The 17,247-nt window shown below is 69.0% G+C and carries 11 protein-coding genes and 1 pseudogene; 6 read left to right on the forward strand and 6 right to left on the reverse strand.

Annotated elements, in window-relative coordinates:
• Nucleotides 1-12: 12 nt before the first annotated feature.
• Nucleotides 13-567, reverse strand: coding sequence for an AAA family ATPase (locus tag AC07EQ_RS06890; protein WP_478386980.1), 555 nt, complete (start codon nt 565-567; stop codon nt 13-15).
• Nucleotides 568-888: 321 nt separating this feature from the next.
• Between AC07EQ_RS06890 and AC07EQ_RS06895 the strand changes: the two are divergent.
• Nucleotides 889-2,108: pseudogene (locus AC07EQ_RS06895) on the forward strand (M20 metallopeptidase family protein).
• Nucleotides 2,105-3,493, forward strand: a complete 1,389-nt coding sequence (locus AC07EQ_RS06900) for an MFS transporter (protein ID WP_478386981.1) — start codon at nt 2,105-2,107, stop codon at nt 3,491-3,493. The pseudogene AC07EQ_RS06895 and the gene AC07EQ_RS06900 overlap by 4 nt, the downstream one beginning before the upstream one ends.
• A gap of 217 nt (nt 3,494-3,710) precedes the next feature.
• On the opposite strand, the gene AC07EQ_RS06905 is transcribed toward AC07EQ_RS06900, so the two are convergent.
• Nucleotides 3,711-4,346 (reverse strand): zf-HC2 domain-containing protein, encoded by a 636-nt coding sequence (locus AC07EQ_RS06905; protein ID WP_478386982.1) that lies wholly within the window; start codon nt 4,344-4,346, stop codon nt 3,711-3,713.
• The gene (locus AC07EQ_RS06910; protein WP_358573665.1) at nt 4,343-4,852 is read right to left on the reverse strand and encodes a sigma-70 family RNA polymerase sigma factor; all 510 of its coding nucleotides are present in this window, start codon (nt 4,850-4,852) and stop codon (nt 4,343-4,345) included. The genes AC07EQ_RS06905 and AC07EQ_RS06910 overlap by 4 nt, the downstream gene beginning before the upstream one ends.
• 153 nt (nt 4,853-5,005) lie before the next feature.
• Here AC07EQ_RS06910 and AC07EQ_RS06915 point away from each other — a divergent pair, with 153 nt between their 5' ends.
• The 4 genes from AC07EQ_RS06915 (at nt 5,006) to AC07EQ_RS06930 (ending at nt 13,264) form a co-directional block, all read left to right on the forward strand.
• The gene (locus AC07EQ_RS06915) at nt 5,006-5,485 is read left to right on the forward strand and encodes a COG4315 family predicted lipoprotein (protein ID WP_478386983.1); all 480 of its coding nucleotides are present in this window, start codon (nt 5,006-5,008) and stop codon (nt 5,483-5,485) included.
• A 318-nt stretch (nt 5,486-5,803) separates the two neighbouring features.
• Complete coding sequence (locus AC07EQ_RS06920) at nt 5,804-6,823, forward strand: catalase family peroxidase (protein WP_478386984.1); 1,020 nt, start codon at nt 5,804-5,806, stop codon at nt 6,821-6,823.
• A complete protein-coding gene (locus tag AC07EQ_RS06925) occupies nt 6,820-7,410 on the forward strand; it encodes a cytochrome b (protein WP_478386985.1) in 591 nt (196 codons plus the stop codon). The genes AC07EQ_RS06920 and AC07EQ_RS06925 overlap by 4 nt, the downstream gene beginning before the upstream one ends.
• Before the next feature lie 355 nt (nt 7,411-7,765).
• Nucleotides 7,766-13,264 carry an ATP-binding protein gene (locus tag AC07EQ_RS06930; protein WP_478386987.1) on the forward strand — a complete coding sequence of 1,833 codons (5,499 nt, stop codon included), beginning with the start codon at nt 7,766-7,768 and terminating at the stop codon, nt 13,262-13,264.
• A 242-nt stretch (nt 13,265-13,506) separates the two neighbouring features.
• On the opposite strand, the gene AC07EQ_RS06935 is transcribed toward AC07EQ_RS06930, so the two are convergent.
• The 3 genes from AC07EQ_RS06935 to AC07EQ_RS06945 all read right to left on the reverse strand — a co-directional run bounded on the left by AC07EQ_RS06935 (nt 13,507) and on the right by AC07EQ_RS06945 (nt 17,015).
• The gene (locus tag AC07EQ_RS06935) at nt 13,507-14,643 is read right to left on the reverse strand and encodes a CaiB/BaiF CoA transferase family protein (protein ID WP_478386988.1); all 1,137 of its coding nucleotides are present in this window, start codon (nt 14,641-14,643) and stop codon (nt 13,507-13,509) included.
• A 58-nt stretch (nt 14,644-14,701) separates the two neighbouring features.
• A complete protein-coding gene (locus tag AC07EQ_RS06940) occupies nt 14,702-15,475 on the reverse strand; it encodes an enoyl-CoA hydratase/isomerase family protein (RefSeq protein WP_478386989.1) in 774 nt (257 codons plus the stop codon).
• A gap of 199 nt (nt 15,476-15,674) precedes the next feature.
• Nucleotides 15,675-17,015, reverse strand: coding sequence for an MFS transporter (locus tag AC07EQ_RS06945; protein WP_478386991.1), 1,341 nt, complete (start codon nt 17,013-17,015; stop codon nt 15,675-15,677).
• Between the last annotated feature and the right edge of the window lie 232 nt (nt 17,016-17,247).

Here is a 17,247-nt window from a genome sequence, read left to right on the forward strand (position 1 = left end):
CGGACGGCGCGTTCAAGGCTTCGGGTCGAGAACCGCGAGCAGGGCCTCGTAAGTCTGCTCAACCGCACCTGCCACGCTCGTCACGACGATGGCTGCCGGCCTCCGGCTGAGCACATCGGTGAGTTGATCGTGCATAGCCGCCAGGCGCGAAGGGCCACCTTCCCGATCGACGATCTCTTTGACCAGGCGATGCCAGGGATCATCGTCCCCGCCGCGGCGGGCGAAGCGTTCCACGGACCGTTCCTTGGTATCCATCAACACGATCTCGCAGAACTCGGCGCCGTTGTCGTGCGCGACGGTCGCGAAGCGCTCAATCTCGCTCAACCGCACCAAGAACTGCGGCATGATGACGTCGCGACCGGCTCCCAGGTGCGTGCCCGCCATGCTCAAGGCCAGCGGCCGAACGATCTCTCCGGTCTCCGCGAACCGATCGCGCCAGCCACCGATCAATCCCCGCAGCTGATCGATGTCAAGATCGAGCACACCGACGTGATCGTCTGCATAACGCCGCGCGAGCGTCGACTTGCCGATGCCGGGCGGACCATTGAGATGGATGAGGCGAGGCACGCCGTGCAGTTTAGGTCCTCCAGCAGCAGCCGGTAGCCCAGCGACTTGGCACACGTGCACACCACGAACGGCACGCACCACAGCAACGCGACTACGCCCAGCAGGATCAGCGGCAGAACCAGGGCGAAGGCCAGCGCAGCCACGACAGCACTTCACTCTGGACACTGGTCGTCGCATCCCATACCGTCCGGTCGGACAGCTGCGGCCCACCCCCAGCAGGGTCCGGCTCCGGCGGATCGGGACGGCTCACGCAGGCCCAGAATCCGCCGAATCCGGACAAATTCGATGTGCCGACATTCGCGAGTAGGCAAGGAGCAGGACATGACCTTCCTCGAAGATGCCACGGCGATGCAGGGTGACCTGATCGAACTGCGCAAGCGGCTGCACAGCCATCCGGAGACCGGGCTCGAACTGCCACGCACTCAGGAGGCGGTGCTCTCCGCGCTGGGGGACTCCCCTTGGAGATCACGACGGGCACGAGGACGACGTCGGTCACCGCGGTGCTCCGTGGCGGGCAACGGGCGGCAGCGGACCCGAAGACCGTGCTGATCCGCGGCGACATGGACGCGTTGCCGGTCGATGAGGAGACCGGGCTGGACTTCGCCGCGACCAACGGCGCGATGCACGCCTGCGGGCACGACCTGCACACCACCTCGCTCGTCGGCGCCGCGAAGCTGCTGTGCCAGCACCGCGACACGCTCAAGGGCGACGTGGTGATGATGTTCCAGCCCGGCGAGGAGGGCTTCGACGGCGCAGATGTCATGATCGAGGAAGGCGTCCTCGACGCTGCCGGCAAGCGCGTCGACGCCGCGTTCGGCATGCACGTGTTCTCCAGTCAGCTGCCGTCAGGGCTGTTCACCAGCAAGGCCGGGACGGTCATGTCCGCGTCGCACGGTCTCTCCGTCACCGTCCGCGGAGCCGGTGGCCACGGGTCGGCTCCGCACCGGGCGAAGGACCCGATCGTCGCGGCAGCGGCGATGGTCACCGCACTGCAGACGATGGTGACCCGCACCTTCGACATCTTCGACCCCGTCGTGATCACCGTCGGGCGATTCACCGGTGGCACGAAGAGCAACGTCATCCCGGACACCGCGACATTCGAAGCGACCGTTCGCTGCTACAGCGAGGCGAACGGGGACCTGCTCGCCTCCTCGATCCAGCGCACGCTGGAGGGCGTCGCGGCATCGCACGGCGTCGACGTCGAGTACCGGTTCGCGAGCGAATATCCGAAGACCGTCAACACGGCTGCCGAGGTCGACTTCGGCGCCGACGTGGTCCGCAACGTCCTCGGCGAGGAGCGCTACCAGGAGATGCCCCACCCGGTGTCCGGGTCGGAGGACTTCTCCCGGGTCATAGCCGCCGTCCCCGGGGCGTTCCTCGGTATCGGTGCTACCCCGCCGGGGCTCGACCCGGACGCCGCCCCGATGAACCACTCGCCACGCGCGGACTTCGATCCGGCCGTGCTCTCCGACGCGGCCGCCATCTACGCCGGCCTCGCCGCCCGCAGGCTGGACGTGTTCGCCGAGGAGGCGACATCGTGAGCGACACACCTCAGTCCAGCGGCCACATCCAGACTTCCGCTGACCAGAGCAAGGCCCGCACGCTCTTCGGCATCGGCTCCGGCAATGCGATGGAGTGGTTCGACTGGGGCGTCTACACCACCTTCACCCCGTTCTTCGCCTCGCAGTTCTTCCACAGCGACGACCCCGTCTCCGACGTGCTGAAGACACTCATCGTGTTCGCGGTCGGGTTCATCGCCCGCCCGTTCGGCGGCGCATTGTTCGGCTGGATCGCCGACAAGATGGGCCGCAAGCTCTCCATGTCGCTGTGCGTCGCGCTCGCCGCGGGTGGCAGCCTGCTGATCGGCATCTCGCCGAACTACGCCACCATCGGCATCGGCGCCTCCCTCATCCTGGTCCTCGCCCGCCTCGCCCAAGGCCTCGCGCACGGCGGCGAACTGCCCTCTGCGCAGACGTACATCGCCGAGACCGCTCCCAAGGAGAAGCGCGGACTGTGGTCCAGCCTCATCTACTTCTCCGGCACCATCGGGCAGCTCACCGGCACCCTGCTCGCCGCCGTGCTCTCCACGATGCTGACCACCGAGTCGATGAACGCCTACGGCTGGAGGCTTCCGTTCATCATCGGTGGTGTGTTCGGGTTCTACGCGCTGTTCATGCGCTTGCGCATGCACGAGACCGAGGCCTTCGTCGAGGAAGCCATCCACGACGACCCCACCGGCAACGAGGACGAGGATCACCTCCGCACCGAGAAGGGCGCCATCTGGCAGACCGTCAAGGCACATCCCAAGCTGCTCTTCCAGGTCATCGGCATGACCGTGGGTGCGACCGTCCTCTACTACGTGTGGGCGATCTCGGCCCCCGCGTACGCCATCAGCGTGATCAAGGTGCCGCCGGCTCAGGCGTTGTGGGCCGGCGTCGGAGCGCAGATCGTCTTCCTGATCGCCGTCCCCCTGTTCGGCGCGCTCTCGGACCGGATCGGCCGCAAGCCGATCCTGCTGACCGCGGTCGTCGGTCTCTCGATCCTGAGCTTCCCGCTGAACGCGATGCTCAACGAGTCGGCGTGGTCGTTGTTCTTCGCGATGTCGATCGCGCTGATCTTCCTGGCCATGTCGACGTCCATCGGGCCCGCCGTTTACGCGGAGATCTTCCCGACCCGGATCCGGGCGATCGGGCTGGCCGTGCCCTACTCGATCGCCGTGGCGCTGTTCGGCGGCACCGCCCCCTACCTGCAGACGTTCTTCGCCAGCCAAGGCATGGCCGGCGCGTTCACCTGGTACAGCATTGCGCTCGGCCTGATCAGTGGCCTCGTCGTGCTGACGCTGCCGGAGACGAAGGGCATCGACCTGAAGGACAAGTCGGTCGGGCGGCACGGGCGCCGCAAGGCACTGCGCGAGGTGCCGGGCTGAGAACACCGGCTGGTCAGGGGGATGCGCCGCTCCCTGACCAGCCCGAAGCCCGGCCCGCTCCTCGATCAGTCCGTTGAAGACTTCGCGGCGCCGGATGGGATCGTCGTCGGATCGTGCGCCGGCGGGTGTTGCTCGAGGCTCCGATGTGGACGATGGACGTTGAAGCGGTCCGATCGACATTGCGGAGTGTGCGCCCCGGGAAGGGCGAGTACCTGGTTCATACGCGCATCTCCAGCAAGGGGCGGCCGGTTCCCGTGGTGACGAGCAGGAGCGACACCTGGTCCCGGGGAATCGCGGACGCGCCCGACAGCCGGGCTTCACTGGTCGGAGTCCGCGACCACGTGGCGGCCTGCTCCGCTCGGCCGTCGCGGGCCACCACCCAGGCCACGAAGCGTTCGTCCGGCGGCAGGTTCTCCACGTGCAGCGACACCGCCGTCCCCCATGGACGGCTCTCCAGCTTGCCGTGCCCGTGCGACGCCACGCCCGCGGCTGCCACCAGCTCGGATCCCTGCGGTTCCCACGAGACCGCGGCCATGCCGCCGAGGGTTCCCACACCGAGCAGCACCACTGCGGCGACGGCCAGCGGCCACCTCCGGTTTCTCGGTGGCGCCGCTCGTTCGGTGCGGGCTTTCTCGATCAGCTTCGCCCACTCCGGCTCGGATGGTTCGATCGGCTCCGGCGGCGGACCGGCGCGGTGCAACAACCCGGGAAGCCCCGCGTAGCCGGACAGTTCTTCCCTGCATTCCGCGCAGTGGCCGAGGTGTTCCTCGAAACGCCGACGCTCTTCTGGGTCCAGACCGCCGAGCACGTAAGCCCCCAGCAGCTTGCGAACTTCCGCGTGCCCCTCGTTCACCGGACCACTCCCATCTCCTCCAAGGCCGTTCGCAACGATCGCACCGCGTAGTAGGCGCGGGACTTCACGGTGCCTTGCGGAATCCCCAGTTGTTCCGCCGCTTCGGCAACGCTGCGCCCCTGGAAGTACAACGCCACCACGACTTCGCGGTGCTGGGCCGACAGCCGCTGGAGCGCTTCGCCGACGAGCCAGCCGTCCAGCAGCCGGTCCAGGTCGTCGGCCACCGGCAGCGATTCGACGACCCCATCGTCGCGGACGAGGCGCGGGCGGCGCTGCTCGGCGCGCCAGTCGTCGATCAGGATGTTCCGCGCGATCGAGAACAGGTACGACCGGGGGTCGCCGCGGGCGGGATCGATCGAATCGAGGTTGCGCCACGCGCGGAGCAGCGTCTCCTGCACGACGTCCTCGGCCCGCTGCCGGTCTTCCGTGTACCGCAGGACGAACGCGGTCAGCATGCCCCCGTACTCCTCGTACATCGCACGAAGCAGTCGCTCGTTCGCACTCATCGCACTCCGTCCTGCGTCAGCCGCATTCTCCGCGCCCGGGTGTACGTCGCGCGCACCCGGCCGGTTCAGTGATCCCGGCCACGGTCTTGCGCTGAACCGCCACGCGACCGCAGACGTACGGGGAATCAAGGCAACCGAACGGAAGGGAACACCATGCCAATGCGCGGAATCGCGGTCCTGGCCACCAGTGCCTGCATGATCACCATCTCGGCGTGCGGGACGAGCGAGCAGCCCGGCTCACAGCCGGAGCCGGCCGGCACGCCTGCACCCGCTGCCACCGTGGTCGGCACCCGCACCGCACCCACCGGCGACTACCTGGTCGACGCCTCGGGCCGGACGCTCTACCTCTTCACCAAGGACGAACCCAACACCTCTCGGTGCGTGGACCAGTGCGCAGCGAATTGGCCGCCGCTGAGCGGAACTCCGCAGGCCGGCCCTGGAGTGGACCTGGCGAAGCTCGGAACCGTGACCCGCCCCGACGGCAGCCGGCAGATCACCTTCGCCGGAAAGCCGCTCTACTACTTCGCACAGGACATGGCCGCCGGGGACGTCAAGGGGCAGGACAAGATGCACACTTGGTATCTCGTCAGCCCCAACGGCGAAGCGATCAAGACCGCCGCGCCGACCGGCTGAACCGCGATGGGCCGTTCTCGGGCAGCCGGCCCTGCCCGAGAACGGCCCATTCCTTCGCATCAGTGCAGAACATCGCGGTCGAAGCAACGGACGTGAGCGGCTCGTCGGTCGTCCACGAACAGGGACGCATGCCCACAGAGCGCCACGCCGATGTGATCGGCACCACTGCGATCGGTTGAACGATGCGGCTTCGATCCACGTATTCCTCCCGGAGTTTTCCGGGTTCAAGGAGGAGACATGAACGATGACGTGGAGGGCTCCCGCCTGCCTCGTCGCTCGGTGGTCAACCGTCGATCCGCACTCCTGGGACTGACCGGGGTGGCCGCTGCGAGCGCGACGAGCGCCGGCGCATTTCTCTACTCCGGCGGGTGGTTGAGCACCGACGAGTTGACACCGAAGCGAATCGCGGACCGGTTCGAGCAGGTGAACGGCAAGCACGACGGGTTCAGGCGCAACCACGCAAAGGGCGTGAGCGTCTCCGGATTCTTCGACAGCAACGGTTCGGGAGCCGCGGTCTCGAAAGCGGCGGTGTTCCAAGGTGACCGCATCCCGGTGACAGGACGTTTCTCACTGTCCGGAGGGATGCCCTACGCCACCGATGCCCACAGCACGATTCGCGGACTCGGACTGCTCTTCCACGTGCCGAACGGCGAGCAATGGCGCACCGCCCTGATCAACATCCCGGTCTTTCCGGATAGATCCGTGCAAGGATTCTACGAACGACTCCTCGCGTCCAAGCCACTTCCCGGTACGGGCAAACCGGACCCGCAGAAGATGTCCGGCTTCCTCGCCCAGCACCCCGAAACCGCCAAGGCGATGGAGATCATCAAGGCGAACCCGCCGACGTCCGGCTTCGACAACAGCACCTTCAACAGCCTGAACACGTTCCTGGCGACCAACGCGGCGGACGTGACGACGGCGATTCGCTGGTCGCTGGTGCCTGCCCGCTCCGCAGCGCCGGCGCATGCGGCTACTCCCGCGGGGAGGGACTACCTGTTCGACGAACTGGTCGAAAAGGTGGCGGAGAACCCGTTGCAGTGGCGTTTGATCCTGACCGTCGGCCAACCGCACGATCCCACGGACGATCCGACCATCCCGTGGGCAGGCGACCGCCAGAAGATCGACGCGGGCATGCTCACGATCGACTCCGTGCAGACCGAGGCGAGCGGCAATGCCCGGGATACCAACTTCGACCCCCTCGTGCTGCCCGCCGGGCTGGCGGCCTCCGATGATCCATTGCTCAGCGCCCGCTCGGCCGTTTACGCCCAGTCGTTCACGCGGCGAGCCGGCGAACCCAAGCACCCCGGTGCGATCGACGTGACGAAGGGGCCCCGGTGAGCAGGAATCTCCAGAACCAGCGTTTCACCGTTCTCTCCCGCCTGCTGCACTGGACGATGGCCGTCATGGTGATCACGATGCTGTTCATCGGAGTCGCCATGGTGGTCTCCCCCACCGCCTACGACACGCTGCGGTCCGTGCACCGTCCGCTGGGGGTCGCCGTCCTCGTTCTTGCCGTGGTCCGCGTTGTCAACCGGCTCCTGCACCGGCCTCCACCACATCCACCGACGATGTCGCGGCCTGAGCGCGTTGTGGCAATCGGGTCGGAGCTGCTTCTTTATGGCCTGCTGCTCGCACAACCACTCGTCGGCTGGGGAATGACGTCGGCAGCCGGGATCCCTGTCGTGCTGTTCGGAAGCCTGCACCTCCCGCGCATCCTACCGGCCGACCCCACCCTGTACGCCGTGCTCCACCAAACACACACGGTCCTGGCCTACTTGCTCTTCGTCACCTTCTTGGCGCACATGTCGGCGGTGCTGTTCCACAGCCTCGTCCTGCGCGACGGACTGCTCGACCGCATGGCGTTCTGGCCTGCCGCACGCAGAAAGGAGCAGTCGACATCCGACATCAACGCGGACGGCACATAGGCTGATGTTCCGGCCGATCGGCGCGCTGCTCGCCGGATGACCTGACGATCAGCCGCAGACGCCACGGCTGACATGCGCACTGCCGCCGAGTGCCGGAGTCGGTGATCGGCCGACCGTGGACCGTCCTATATCGTTCCTGCCACGCTCGCGTCCGCCCGATGAGATGTGGATCACTGAAGTTGCTGCGTCGAGACCACCGGATGGGGCGCCTGCCGGGTCGATTTGGCGATGCCAAACGATTTTCGGGGCGCACCACGCCATGGTTTCGACATATCCATACCCGTCGGTAGCCAGGATGGTGTGCTTAGCGGGGTGTTACCGCCCCCAGGAGAGATAGCTGCAGGAGGTCTGCTCGGTGTTCAGTCGTGTTGCGATCGTCAATCGTGGGGAAGCTGCGATGCGGCTGATCCATGCCGTGCGGGAGGTCGCGGCGGAAACCGGGTCCCGGATCGAGACCGTGGCCCTCTACACCGACGCCGACCGCACGGCCGCCTTCGTGCGCGAGGCCGATCTGAGCTACGACCTCGGCCCGGCGCAGGCGCGCCCCTACCTCGATCTCGGCGCCCTGGAGCGGGCGCTGACCGAGACCGGGGCCGACGCGGCGTGGGTCGGTTGGGGCTTCGTCGCCGAGGACCCGGCGTTCGCCGAGCTCTGCGAGAAGCTGGGTGTGACCTTCATCGGGCCGAGCCCCGAGGCGATGCGCCGGCTCGGCGACAAGATCGGCGCGAAGCTGATCGCCGAAGAGGTCGGCGTCCCGGTGGCACCGTGGAGCCGCGGCGAGGTCGCCGACCTGGACGCGGCGATCCGCAGCGCGAACGAGATCGGCTACCCGCTGATGCTGAAGGCGACCGCCGGTGGTGGCGGCCGCGGCATCCGGGTGATCAACGACGAGCAGGAGCTGGTCGACGCCTACGAGCGCACCCGGATGGAGGCCGAGCGCGCCTTCGGCAGCGGCGCGGTCTTCCTCGAGAGGCTGGTCACCGGCGCCCGGCACGTCGAGGTCCAGGTGATCGCCGACGGGCAGGGCACGGCGTGGGCGCTCGGGGTGCGGGACTGCTCGATCCAGCGGCGCAACCAGAAGGTCATCGAGGAATCGGCCTCCCCGGTGCTCAACGCAGAGCAGAGCGGGGAGCTCAAGGCCGCCGCCGAGCGGCTCGCCCTCGCCGTCGACTACCGGGGCGCGGGGACCGTGGAGTTCCTCTACCACCCCGGCGACCGGCTGTTCGCCTTCCTGGAGGTCAACACCCGCCTCCAGGTGGAGCACCCGATCACCGAGGCCACCACCGGCGTCGACCTGGTCAAGGCCCAGCTGCACGTGGCGTCCGGCGGCAAGCTGGCGGGTGAGCCGCCCGCCGAGCGCGGGCACGCGGTCGAGGCCCGGCTGAACGCCGAAGACCCGGACCGCGACTTCGCCCCCTCCCCCGGCAAGATCGTCCGCCTGGACTTCCCGGCCGGTCCCGGCATCCGCGTGGACACCGGGGTCGGCGAGGGCGACACCATTCCCGCCGACTTCGACTCGATGATCGCCAAGATCATCGCGTTCGGCCGGGACCGCGACGAGGCGCTGGGCCGGCTGCGCCGGGCGATGGCGCAGACCACGGTCATCGTCGCCGGGGGCGCGACGAACAAGAGCTTCGTGCTCGACCTGCTCGACCGGCCCGAGGTGATCGAGGCCACCGCCGACACCGGGTGGATCGACCGGGTGCGCGCGCAGGGCGAGCTCCAGGCGCACCGGCACTCCGCGATCGCGCTGGCCGCGGCCGCCATCAAGGACTACGAGGACGCCGAGCTCGCCGAACGACAGCGGTTCCTGGCCGCCGCGCACGGCGGCCGCCCCCAGGCGCGCCACGAGAGCGGCCGACCGCTGGACCTCAAGCTGCGGGGCGTCGGCTACCGGGTGCAGGTGGCGCGCGTGGGGCAACAGCGGTTCCGGGTCGGCATCGGCACCGCAGGCGGCGACGTCCACCCCGCGGACGTCGAGGTCGAGCGGTTCGACTCGCACGCCGGGCAGATCTCGGTCAACGGGCAGCGTTACCGGCTGGTCACCGACACCCATGGTCCCGTGCACTTCGTCGAGGTCGACGGCGTCGCCCACCGGGTCAGCCGGGACGAGGGCGGTGTGCTGCGCGCACCGGCACCTGCCCTGGTGGTCGCGACCCCGCTGGAGGTCGGCGCCGAGGTCGAAGCGGGTGCTCCGGTGCTCGTGCTGGAGAGCATGAAGATGGAGACCGTGGTGCGCGCGCCGTTCCGCGCGAAGCTGCGGGAATGCAGGGTGCGGGCGGGCAGCCAGGTCGAGATGGGCGCGCCGCTGCTGCGGCTGGAACCGCTCGGCGACCAGGACGAGGCCGGCCCCGAGCAGCCCTCCGAAGAAGCCGCCGACCTCGCCCTGCCCCAGCGGCCGGACGGTCTCAGCGCGCGGCAGCGGGCGACCCGCGGTCAGCAGGATCTGCGCAGTCTGCTGCTCGGGTTCGACGTGGACCCGCACGACGAGCGCCGGGTGCTGGCGGACTACCTGACCGCCCGGGCGGAGCTCGCCGAGGCCGGGCAGCGCCCGCTCACCGAGGTGATCGAACTGCTCGCGGTGTTCGCCGACCTCTCCGAGCTGAGCCGCAACCGGCCGGTCGGGGAAGAGACGAAGGCGGACTCGCGGGTGCACAGCCCCCGCGAGTACTTCCACACCTACCTGCAGAGCCTGGACGCCGAGCGGGCCGGGCTGTCCGAGACGTTCCAGCAGCGCCTCGTCCGGGTGCTCGGTCACTACGGGGTCCACGAGCTGGACCGGGCGTCCGAGCTGGAAGAGGCCGTCTTCCGGATCTTCCTCGCCCAGCAGCGCGCCACGACGGGCGCGGCGGTGGTGACCGACCTGCTGCGGAAGTGGCTCGCCGAGGCACCTCCGTCCAGCGCGGCCCGCCAGGCCGCGGGCCTGGCGCTGGAACACCTGATCGCGGCCACCCAGCTCCGGTTCCCCGCCGTCTCCGACCTGGCGCGCACCGTGGTCTTCCGCTGGTTCGCCCAACCCATGCTGCGGCGCCACCGCGCGGAGGTCTACGCGGGCGTGCGCGAGCACCTGCGCCACCTCGACGAGCACCCGGACGCACCGGACCGGGCGGAGCGGATCTCCGCCATGGTCACCAGCGCCGAACCGCTGGTCCGGCTGGTCGGGCAGCGCATCGGCCGCGAGGGCACCGATCCGGCGCCGTTGCTGGAGGTGCTCACCCGCCGCTACTACGGCAACCGGGAGCTCGAAGACGTCCGCACGACCCGGGCCGCGGGCTGCACGTTCGTCAGCGCCGAGCACCGGAGCGCGCGCACGCGCGTGGTGGCCACCGCGGTGGACTTCGCGGCCCTGCCCGACGCCGTGCGGGCGTTGGGCGAACTGGCGCCGGACGGCGATCTGGTCGCCGACATCTACCTCGTCTGGGCCGATCAGCCCGAAGACACCGACGCGATGGCGGCGGAGCTGGCCGAGGTGCTCGCGGCCCGACCGCTGCCGAGCCAGGTCGGCCGGATCACCACCACCGTGGCGGGCCGCAGCGGCGCGGTGATGCACCACCACTTCACGTTCCGGCCGTCGCCGGCCGGCTTCGCCGAGGAACGCCTGATCCGCGGGCTGCATCCGCTCATCGCCGAGCGGATGCAGTTGGAGCGGCTGAGCGAATTCGACCTCACCCGCCTGCCGTCGGCCGACGAGGAGGTGTACCTCTTCCGCTGCGTGGCGCCGGACAACCCGTCCGACGAGCGGTTCGTGGCACTGGCCCAGGTGCGGGACCTGACGCCGCTCCGGGACGACGACGGCAGGCTCGTCGCGCTGCCGGCCGCGGAAGGCGTGCTCACCGCATGCCTCGACGCGGTCCGCAAGGCGCAGGCGAAGCCCGGCGCGAACAACGGGAACAACCGGTCCGGCACCAACCGGATCACCATCTACGTGTGGCCGCCGAACGAGCTGTCCACGGACGAGCTGAACACCGTCGCGCAGCGGGTACTGCCCACGACCGCGGGTGCCGGGCTGGAGGAAGTGCTGTTCCTCGGGCGCCGGCGCGACCGGGAGACCGGTGAGCTGAGCGAATTCGCCGTGCGGATCGGCTACGACGCCGGTACCGGGATTCAGCTGTCCGTCATCGAACCGCCGACCGAACCGATCGAGCCGCTGGACAGCTACCGCCAGAAGGTGCTGCGCGCCGCCAAGCGCGGTACCGCCTACCCGTACGAGCTGACCGGCATGCTCGCCGGGCCCGACGGCACGTTCGTCGAGCACGACCTCGACGAGACCGGCGCGCTGGTGCCGGTGGACCGCCCGAAGGGCCAGAACTCGGCGGCCATCGTCGCCGGCGTCATCAGCACACCGACCGAGCGCCATCCCGAGGGCGTGACCCGGGTGATGCTGCTGGGCGATCCGACCAAGGCGCTCGGCGCGCTGTCGGAACCGGAGTGCTCGCGGGTGATCGCCGCCCTGGACCTGGCCGAACGGCTGCAGGTGCCGCTGGAGTGGTTCGCGCTGTCGGCGGGTGCCCGGATCTCGATGGACTCCGGCACGGAGAACATGGACTGGGTGGCCGCCGCGCTCAAGCGGATCGTCCAGTTCACCCAGGACGGCGGCGAGATCAACATCGTGGTGGCGGGGATCAACGTCGGCGCCCAGCCGTACTGGAACGCCGAGGCCACGATGCTCATGCACACCAAGGGAATCCTGGTGATGACGCCGGATTCGGCGATGGTGCTGACCGGCAAGCAGTCGCTGGACTTCTCCGGTGGCGTGTCGGCCGAGGACAACTTCGGCATCGGCGGCTACGACCGCGTGATGGGGCCGAACGGCCAGGCCCAGTACTGGGCTCCGAACCTGGGTGCCGCGCGCGATGTGCTGATGGCGCACTACGACCACACCTACGTCGTCCCCGGCGAGGCCGCGCCGCGGCGGGCCGGGACGGCCGACCCGCGCGACCGGGACATCTCCGGTTTCCCGCACGCGTTGGCCGGCAGCGACTTCACCACGGTGGGCGAGATCTTCTCCGCCGCGAGCAACCCGGACCGCAAGAAGTCCTTCGACATCCGCACGGTGCTGCGGGCTGTCGCCGACCAGGACCACCCCGTTCTGGAGCGCTGGGCGGGGATGGCCGACGCGGACACCGCGGTCGTGCAGGACGCGCACCTCGGCGGCTGGCCGGTGTGCCTGCTCGGGATCGAATCGCAGCCGGTGGCGCGCCGCGGTTTCCCGCCCACCGACGGGCCGGACTCCTACACCGCCGGGACGTTGTTCCCGCGCTCGTCGAAGAAGGCGGCGCGGGCGATCAACGCGGCGAGCGGGAACCGGCCGCTCGTGGTGCTGGCGAACCTGTCCGGGTTCGACGGCTCGCCGGAGTCGATGCGGAAGCTGCAGCTGGAGTACGGCGCCGAAATCGGCCGGGCCATCGTGAACTTCCGCGGCCCGATCGTGTTCTGCGTGATCTCCCGGTACCACGGCGGCGCCTTCGTGGTGTTCTCCAAGGCCCTGAACCCGAACATGACGGTGCTCGCCGTGGAGGGCTCGTTCGCCTCGGTGATCGGCGGCGCGCCGGCGGCCGCGGTGGTCTTCGCGGGCGAGGTCAACACGCGGACGGCGAACGACCCCGCGGTGCGCGAGCTCGAAGAGCTCGCCGCCGAGGCCGACGGCACCGAGCGGGCGACGCTGAACCTGAAGCTGGCCGATGTCCGGGCGGCGGTGCGCGCGGAGAAGCTCAGCGAGGTGGCGGCGGAGTTCGACCGGGTGCACAGCATCCAGCGGGCCGTCGAAGTCGGCTCGGTCGACGCGATCGTTCGCGCCGACGAACTGCGGCCGCGGATCATCGACGCCATCGAGAGCGGAATGCGCCGGGCGTAACCGGTTCCGGGGTACGGGACAGGCCCGCTGATCAGCGCGAAAGCATTGGTCAGCGGGCCTTCTCGGGTCTGGCGCGGCGGGGCCGGCCGAAACGCCATGCCTGCGACGCGGTGAGCGTGCGCAGGCTTCGGCCGCTGTTGCGATCCGGTCGGAGCGGGGGTTCACCACTGAAAGCCTTCAGCCGAGTGCTGTTCGGACGGCCGCTACGCGGTCACGTGCCGGGGCGATCGACGCGGTCGGCGCTATGGCGCCGTGGTCGCCGCGAACTCCTCGCGGAGCGCCGCACCGTGCTGGTCGAGCGCGGGTACGGATGCGGACTCGAGCGACCAGGTCGAGTGCCGCGTCGGCGGTGCCGTCACAGAAACGGTGCCGGCAGGCGTGCCCACCCCGAGCCGGCTCAGCTGGGGGTGGACAGCGAGCTCCGGAACCCCGTTGATCCGGGCGCACGGGATGTCGACCTGCACGAGCCGGGCGACGGCCTCGTCGGCGGTGAGCGGCGCGAGAAAACCTTCGACAAGACCGTCGATCTCGGCCCGGTGGGCGACCCGCTCGACGTTCGTGGCGTACCGCTCGTCGCCGGCGAGCTCTGGCCGGTCGAGCAGCCGCTCCGCGAACCTCCGCCACTGGACGTCGTTCTGGATGCCCACCAGCACCATCCCCTCGCCAGCGGTGGGATATGCCCCGTACGGCGCGATGATCGGGTGGTTGAGGCCCACCCGCGGCCAGATCGTGTCCTGGTGTTCCCAATGCAGCAGTGGGACGGCCATCCACTCCGCCATCGCCGCGAACATCGAGACGTCCACAACGCCCCCTGAGCCCGTACTCGCGCGCCTCAGCAGCGCCTCCACGATCCCGGCGTGGGCGGAGAGTCCCGCGGCGATGTCACATGCGGACACCCCGACCCGGCCTGGCGCTTCGGGCGTTCCCGTGACCGATGCCAGCCCGGACTCCGCCTGGATCAGCAGGTCGTAGGCCTTCATCTGCGCGTAGGGCCCGGTCCGGCCGTAGCCGGAGATGGTGCACGCGACGAGCCGGGGATTCGCCTCGACCAGTGATTCCGCTTCGAGGCCGGCGCGGGCCGCCGCACCGGGGCCGAGGTTCTGCACGAAAACATCGGCGCGGCTGATCATGGTTCGCAACAGGGCATCGTCCTCTTCCCGGGTGAAGTCCAGGCAGATCGACTCCTTGCCGCGGTTGAGCCAGACGAAGTAGGCGCTCTCGCCCTGGACCGCACGGTCGTATCCGCGGGCGAAATCTCCCGTTGTGCGCTCGATCTTGATCACGCGAGCACCCGCGTCGGCAAGCCGGCACGTCGCCAACGGCGCGGCGACGGCCTGCTCCAGGCTGACGACGAGCATCCCTTCCAGAGGCTTGGTCATCCGGCGGTGTCCTCTCCTGTTCTCGCGCTGCTGGGGATCAGGTCTGCGTCGCGGGCCATCACCGGCCGGCCGGCTCGCGCTCGATTCCCAGCTCGGCTCCGTACCGAGTCAGCGCTTCCATCGTGTCGGCGGCGGCGAAGGTACCGGCGAACTCACCGACGCTGACATCGATGCCCACGTCCGTGGTCGTGTTCTGCCACGTCTCGAAGAGTCGCTTCTGCGACGCCAGCACCGTTGTGGTGTGGCACGTGACCTTCGCCAGGAAGGTGTCAAGCACCTCCGCCAACTCATTTGGCTCGACCAGCCGATTGCAGAGGCCGGCGAGCTGCGGTGCGGTGGCCGGGTAAAGATCGCCGGTCAGGATCATCTCCTTCGCGTGGCCGAGACCCACGTACTGCTGCAGGAGACCGGCGTCGATGACCGACGGGATGCCCAGCTTGATCTCCGGCAGGCCGAAGCTGGACCGCGTCGTCACCAGACGCACGTCGCAGGCGACAGCCAGCTCCAGGGCACCGCCGATGCAGTAGCCGTCAATGGCGCAGATGGTCGTTACGGGTGCCCGGCGGACGCTCGCCAGCATGTCGCGCAGCGCGGAGATGAAGTCCCGCGCGCTGTCGGGAGTCGTGAGGGACAGGAACTCCCTGACGTCCACGCCGGCGCTGAACGCCCGTTCCCCGGCTCCCCGGAACACGATCGCGCGGATGTCCGAGGCTCCGGCGATCAGCACGGATAGGGCGTCGATGTCCTCCCGGCGCATCGCGTTGAGCTTCTCCGGGCGGTCGAAGACGACATGCAGGACCTTGTCACGCTGCTGGACGTCGAGGATTCCCATGGACGTCTCCTTTCATTTCTGCGGCGGGGATCAACTGGGGAGGACCGTGACGGCCCAGATGAGCAGGGGGCCGAACACGGCCATCGCCCCGCCGTAACCGAGGAGGGAGCGGAAGATCGTCGTGCGTTCGCCTTCCGGGCTCTCTGAGGTTCCGCCACCCGCACCGCCACGCAGAACGAGGTTGGAAAACCTCACCGGATCAATCCTGCGGTGCGGGAGTCCGGTTCAGGAGGGCCAGGGAGCAGACCAGCGACAGCACGACGTAGCCGATCGTCAGCGCCACCACCGAAGTGATCGAGCCCGTCGTGGTGAGCAGGTACTGGCACAGGAACGGTGCGGTGCCCGCGAAGACCGTGGTGGACATCTGGTAGCAGACCGAGATGCCGGTGTAGCGGGTCCGGGCGGGAAAGGCGTTGGAGAGGATGCCGGCCAGGGTCGCGTAGAACATCGAGTGCGGGAAGGTCGCCAGCACCATGCCCACGATGGCCAGCGCGGTAGACCCCGTGCCGATCAGGTAGAACATCAGCGGCATCAGGAAGATCTCCGGCACCAGGATCCAGACGATCGCCTTCCGCGTGTCGAACCTGGTGGCCAGCACCGCACCGAAGGGCTGGGCCAGCACCTGCGCGATCAGTGCGATCATGATGACCATCAGGAAGGTGGACCGGGAGAAGCCGATGTCCTCGGTGGCCCAGGACAGCGCGAAGGTCGTCTTGACGTACGAGGAAGCCATGCCGATCGCGCCGGCCAGGATGCCGAGCACGACGACCTTCGGCGTGGACCGGAGCACTTCCGCCAGCGGCAGCCGCACGACCGTGCTGGACCGGCGGAGGCTCTCCATCTCCGGCGACTCCTCCAGCCGGGTGCGGATCACGATGCCGACGATGACCAGCACCGCGGAGAACAGGAACGGGATCCGCCAGCCCCACGAGGTGAACTGCTCCTCGGGAAGCTGGGTGATGGCGATGAACGCCAGCGTGCCCAGCAGGTTTCCGACCGGCGATCCCTGTTGGGCGAACGCGCCGAAGAGGATGCTCTTCTTCTTGGGCGCGTGTTCGGTGGCGATCAGCACCGCGCCGCCCCATTCGCCGCCGATCGCGATGCCCTGCAGCATCCGCACGGTGACCAGCAGCAGCGGTGCGGCGATGCCGATCTGGCCGTAGGTCGGCAGCAGGCCGACCATGGTGGTGGCGATCCCCATCATGGTCAGGGTGATCATCAGCATCTTCTTGCGGCCGAGCCGGTCGCCGAAGTGACCGAAGATGACGCCGCCCAGGGGACGGGCGATGAATCCGACCCAGATGGTGGCGAAGGCGACCAGCGTGCCGATGGCCGGCGAGACCGTCGGGAAGAACAGCGCGCCCAGCACGAGCGCCGATGCGGTGCTGTAGATGTAGAAGTCGAAGATTTCGATGGTGGTTCCGACGAAGGCCGCGATTCCGGCCCGGCGCGCCATCCTGGATCGCGCGGCGGAGTCGATCGGAGCCGCGACGCCGGAGGCGTCTTCCGGCTTCCCGGTATCGAGCGAACGTGTGGACATGCGGACTCCTTCGTCCAGCAATGAGCGTGTTTCATCCTGGTCGGCCGGCAGCAGCGGGTCGCAAAGCCGCACGTCGATCGGGTGTCGTATGCGCCGCAGGCGCATAGCCCACCCCCGCAACCGGCACCGCCGCGGGTTCTCAGAGGCTTCCTGGCGAGGACGGCCCTGACGCCGTGTATCGGACATACATAAGTCAGGGCACCCACAGACCAGGGAGCCTCTGAGGTTCCGC

The sequence above is a fragment of the Saccharopolyspora sp. NPDC045839 genome (genome assembly GCF_056431645.1).

Excerpts from the sequence above, each read along its gene's own strand:
- AC07EQ_RS06910 (WP_358573665.1), bottom strand. The coding sequence starts at position 4,852 with ATGAGTGCGAACGAGCGACTGCTTCGTGCGATGTACGAGGAGTACGGG.
- AC07EQ_RS06915 (WP_478386983.1), top strand. The coding sequence starts at position 5,006 with ATGCCAATGCGCGGAATCGCGGTCCTGGCCACCAGTGCCTGCATGATC.
- AC07EQ_RS06935 (WP_478386988.1), bottom strand. The coding sequence starts at position 14,643 with ATGACCAAGCCTCTGGAAGGGATGCTCGTCGTCAGCCTGGAGCAGGCC.
- AC07EQ_RS06940 (WP_478386989.1), bottom strand. The coding sequence starts at position 15,475 with ATGGGAATCCTCGACGTCCAGCAGCGTGACAAGGTCCTGCATGTCGTC.
- AC07EQ_RS06945 (WP_478386991.1), bottom strand. The coding sequence starts at position 17,015 with ATGTCCACACGTTCGCTCGATACCGGGAAGCCGGAAGACGCCTCCGGC.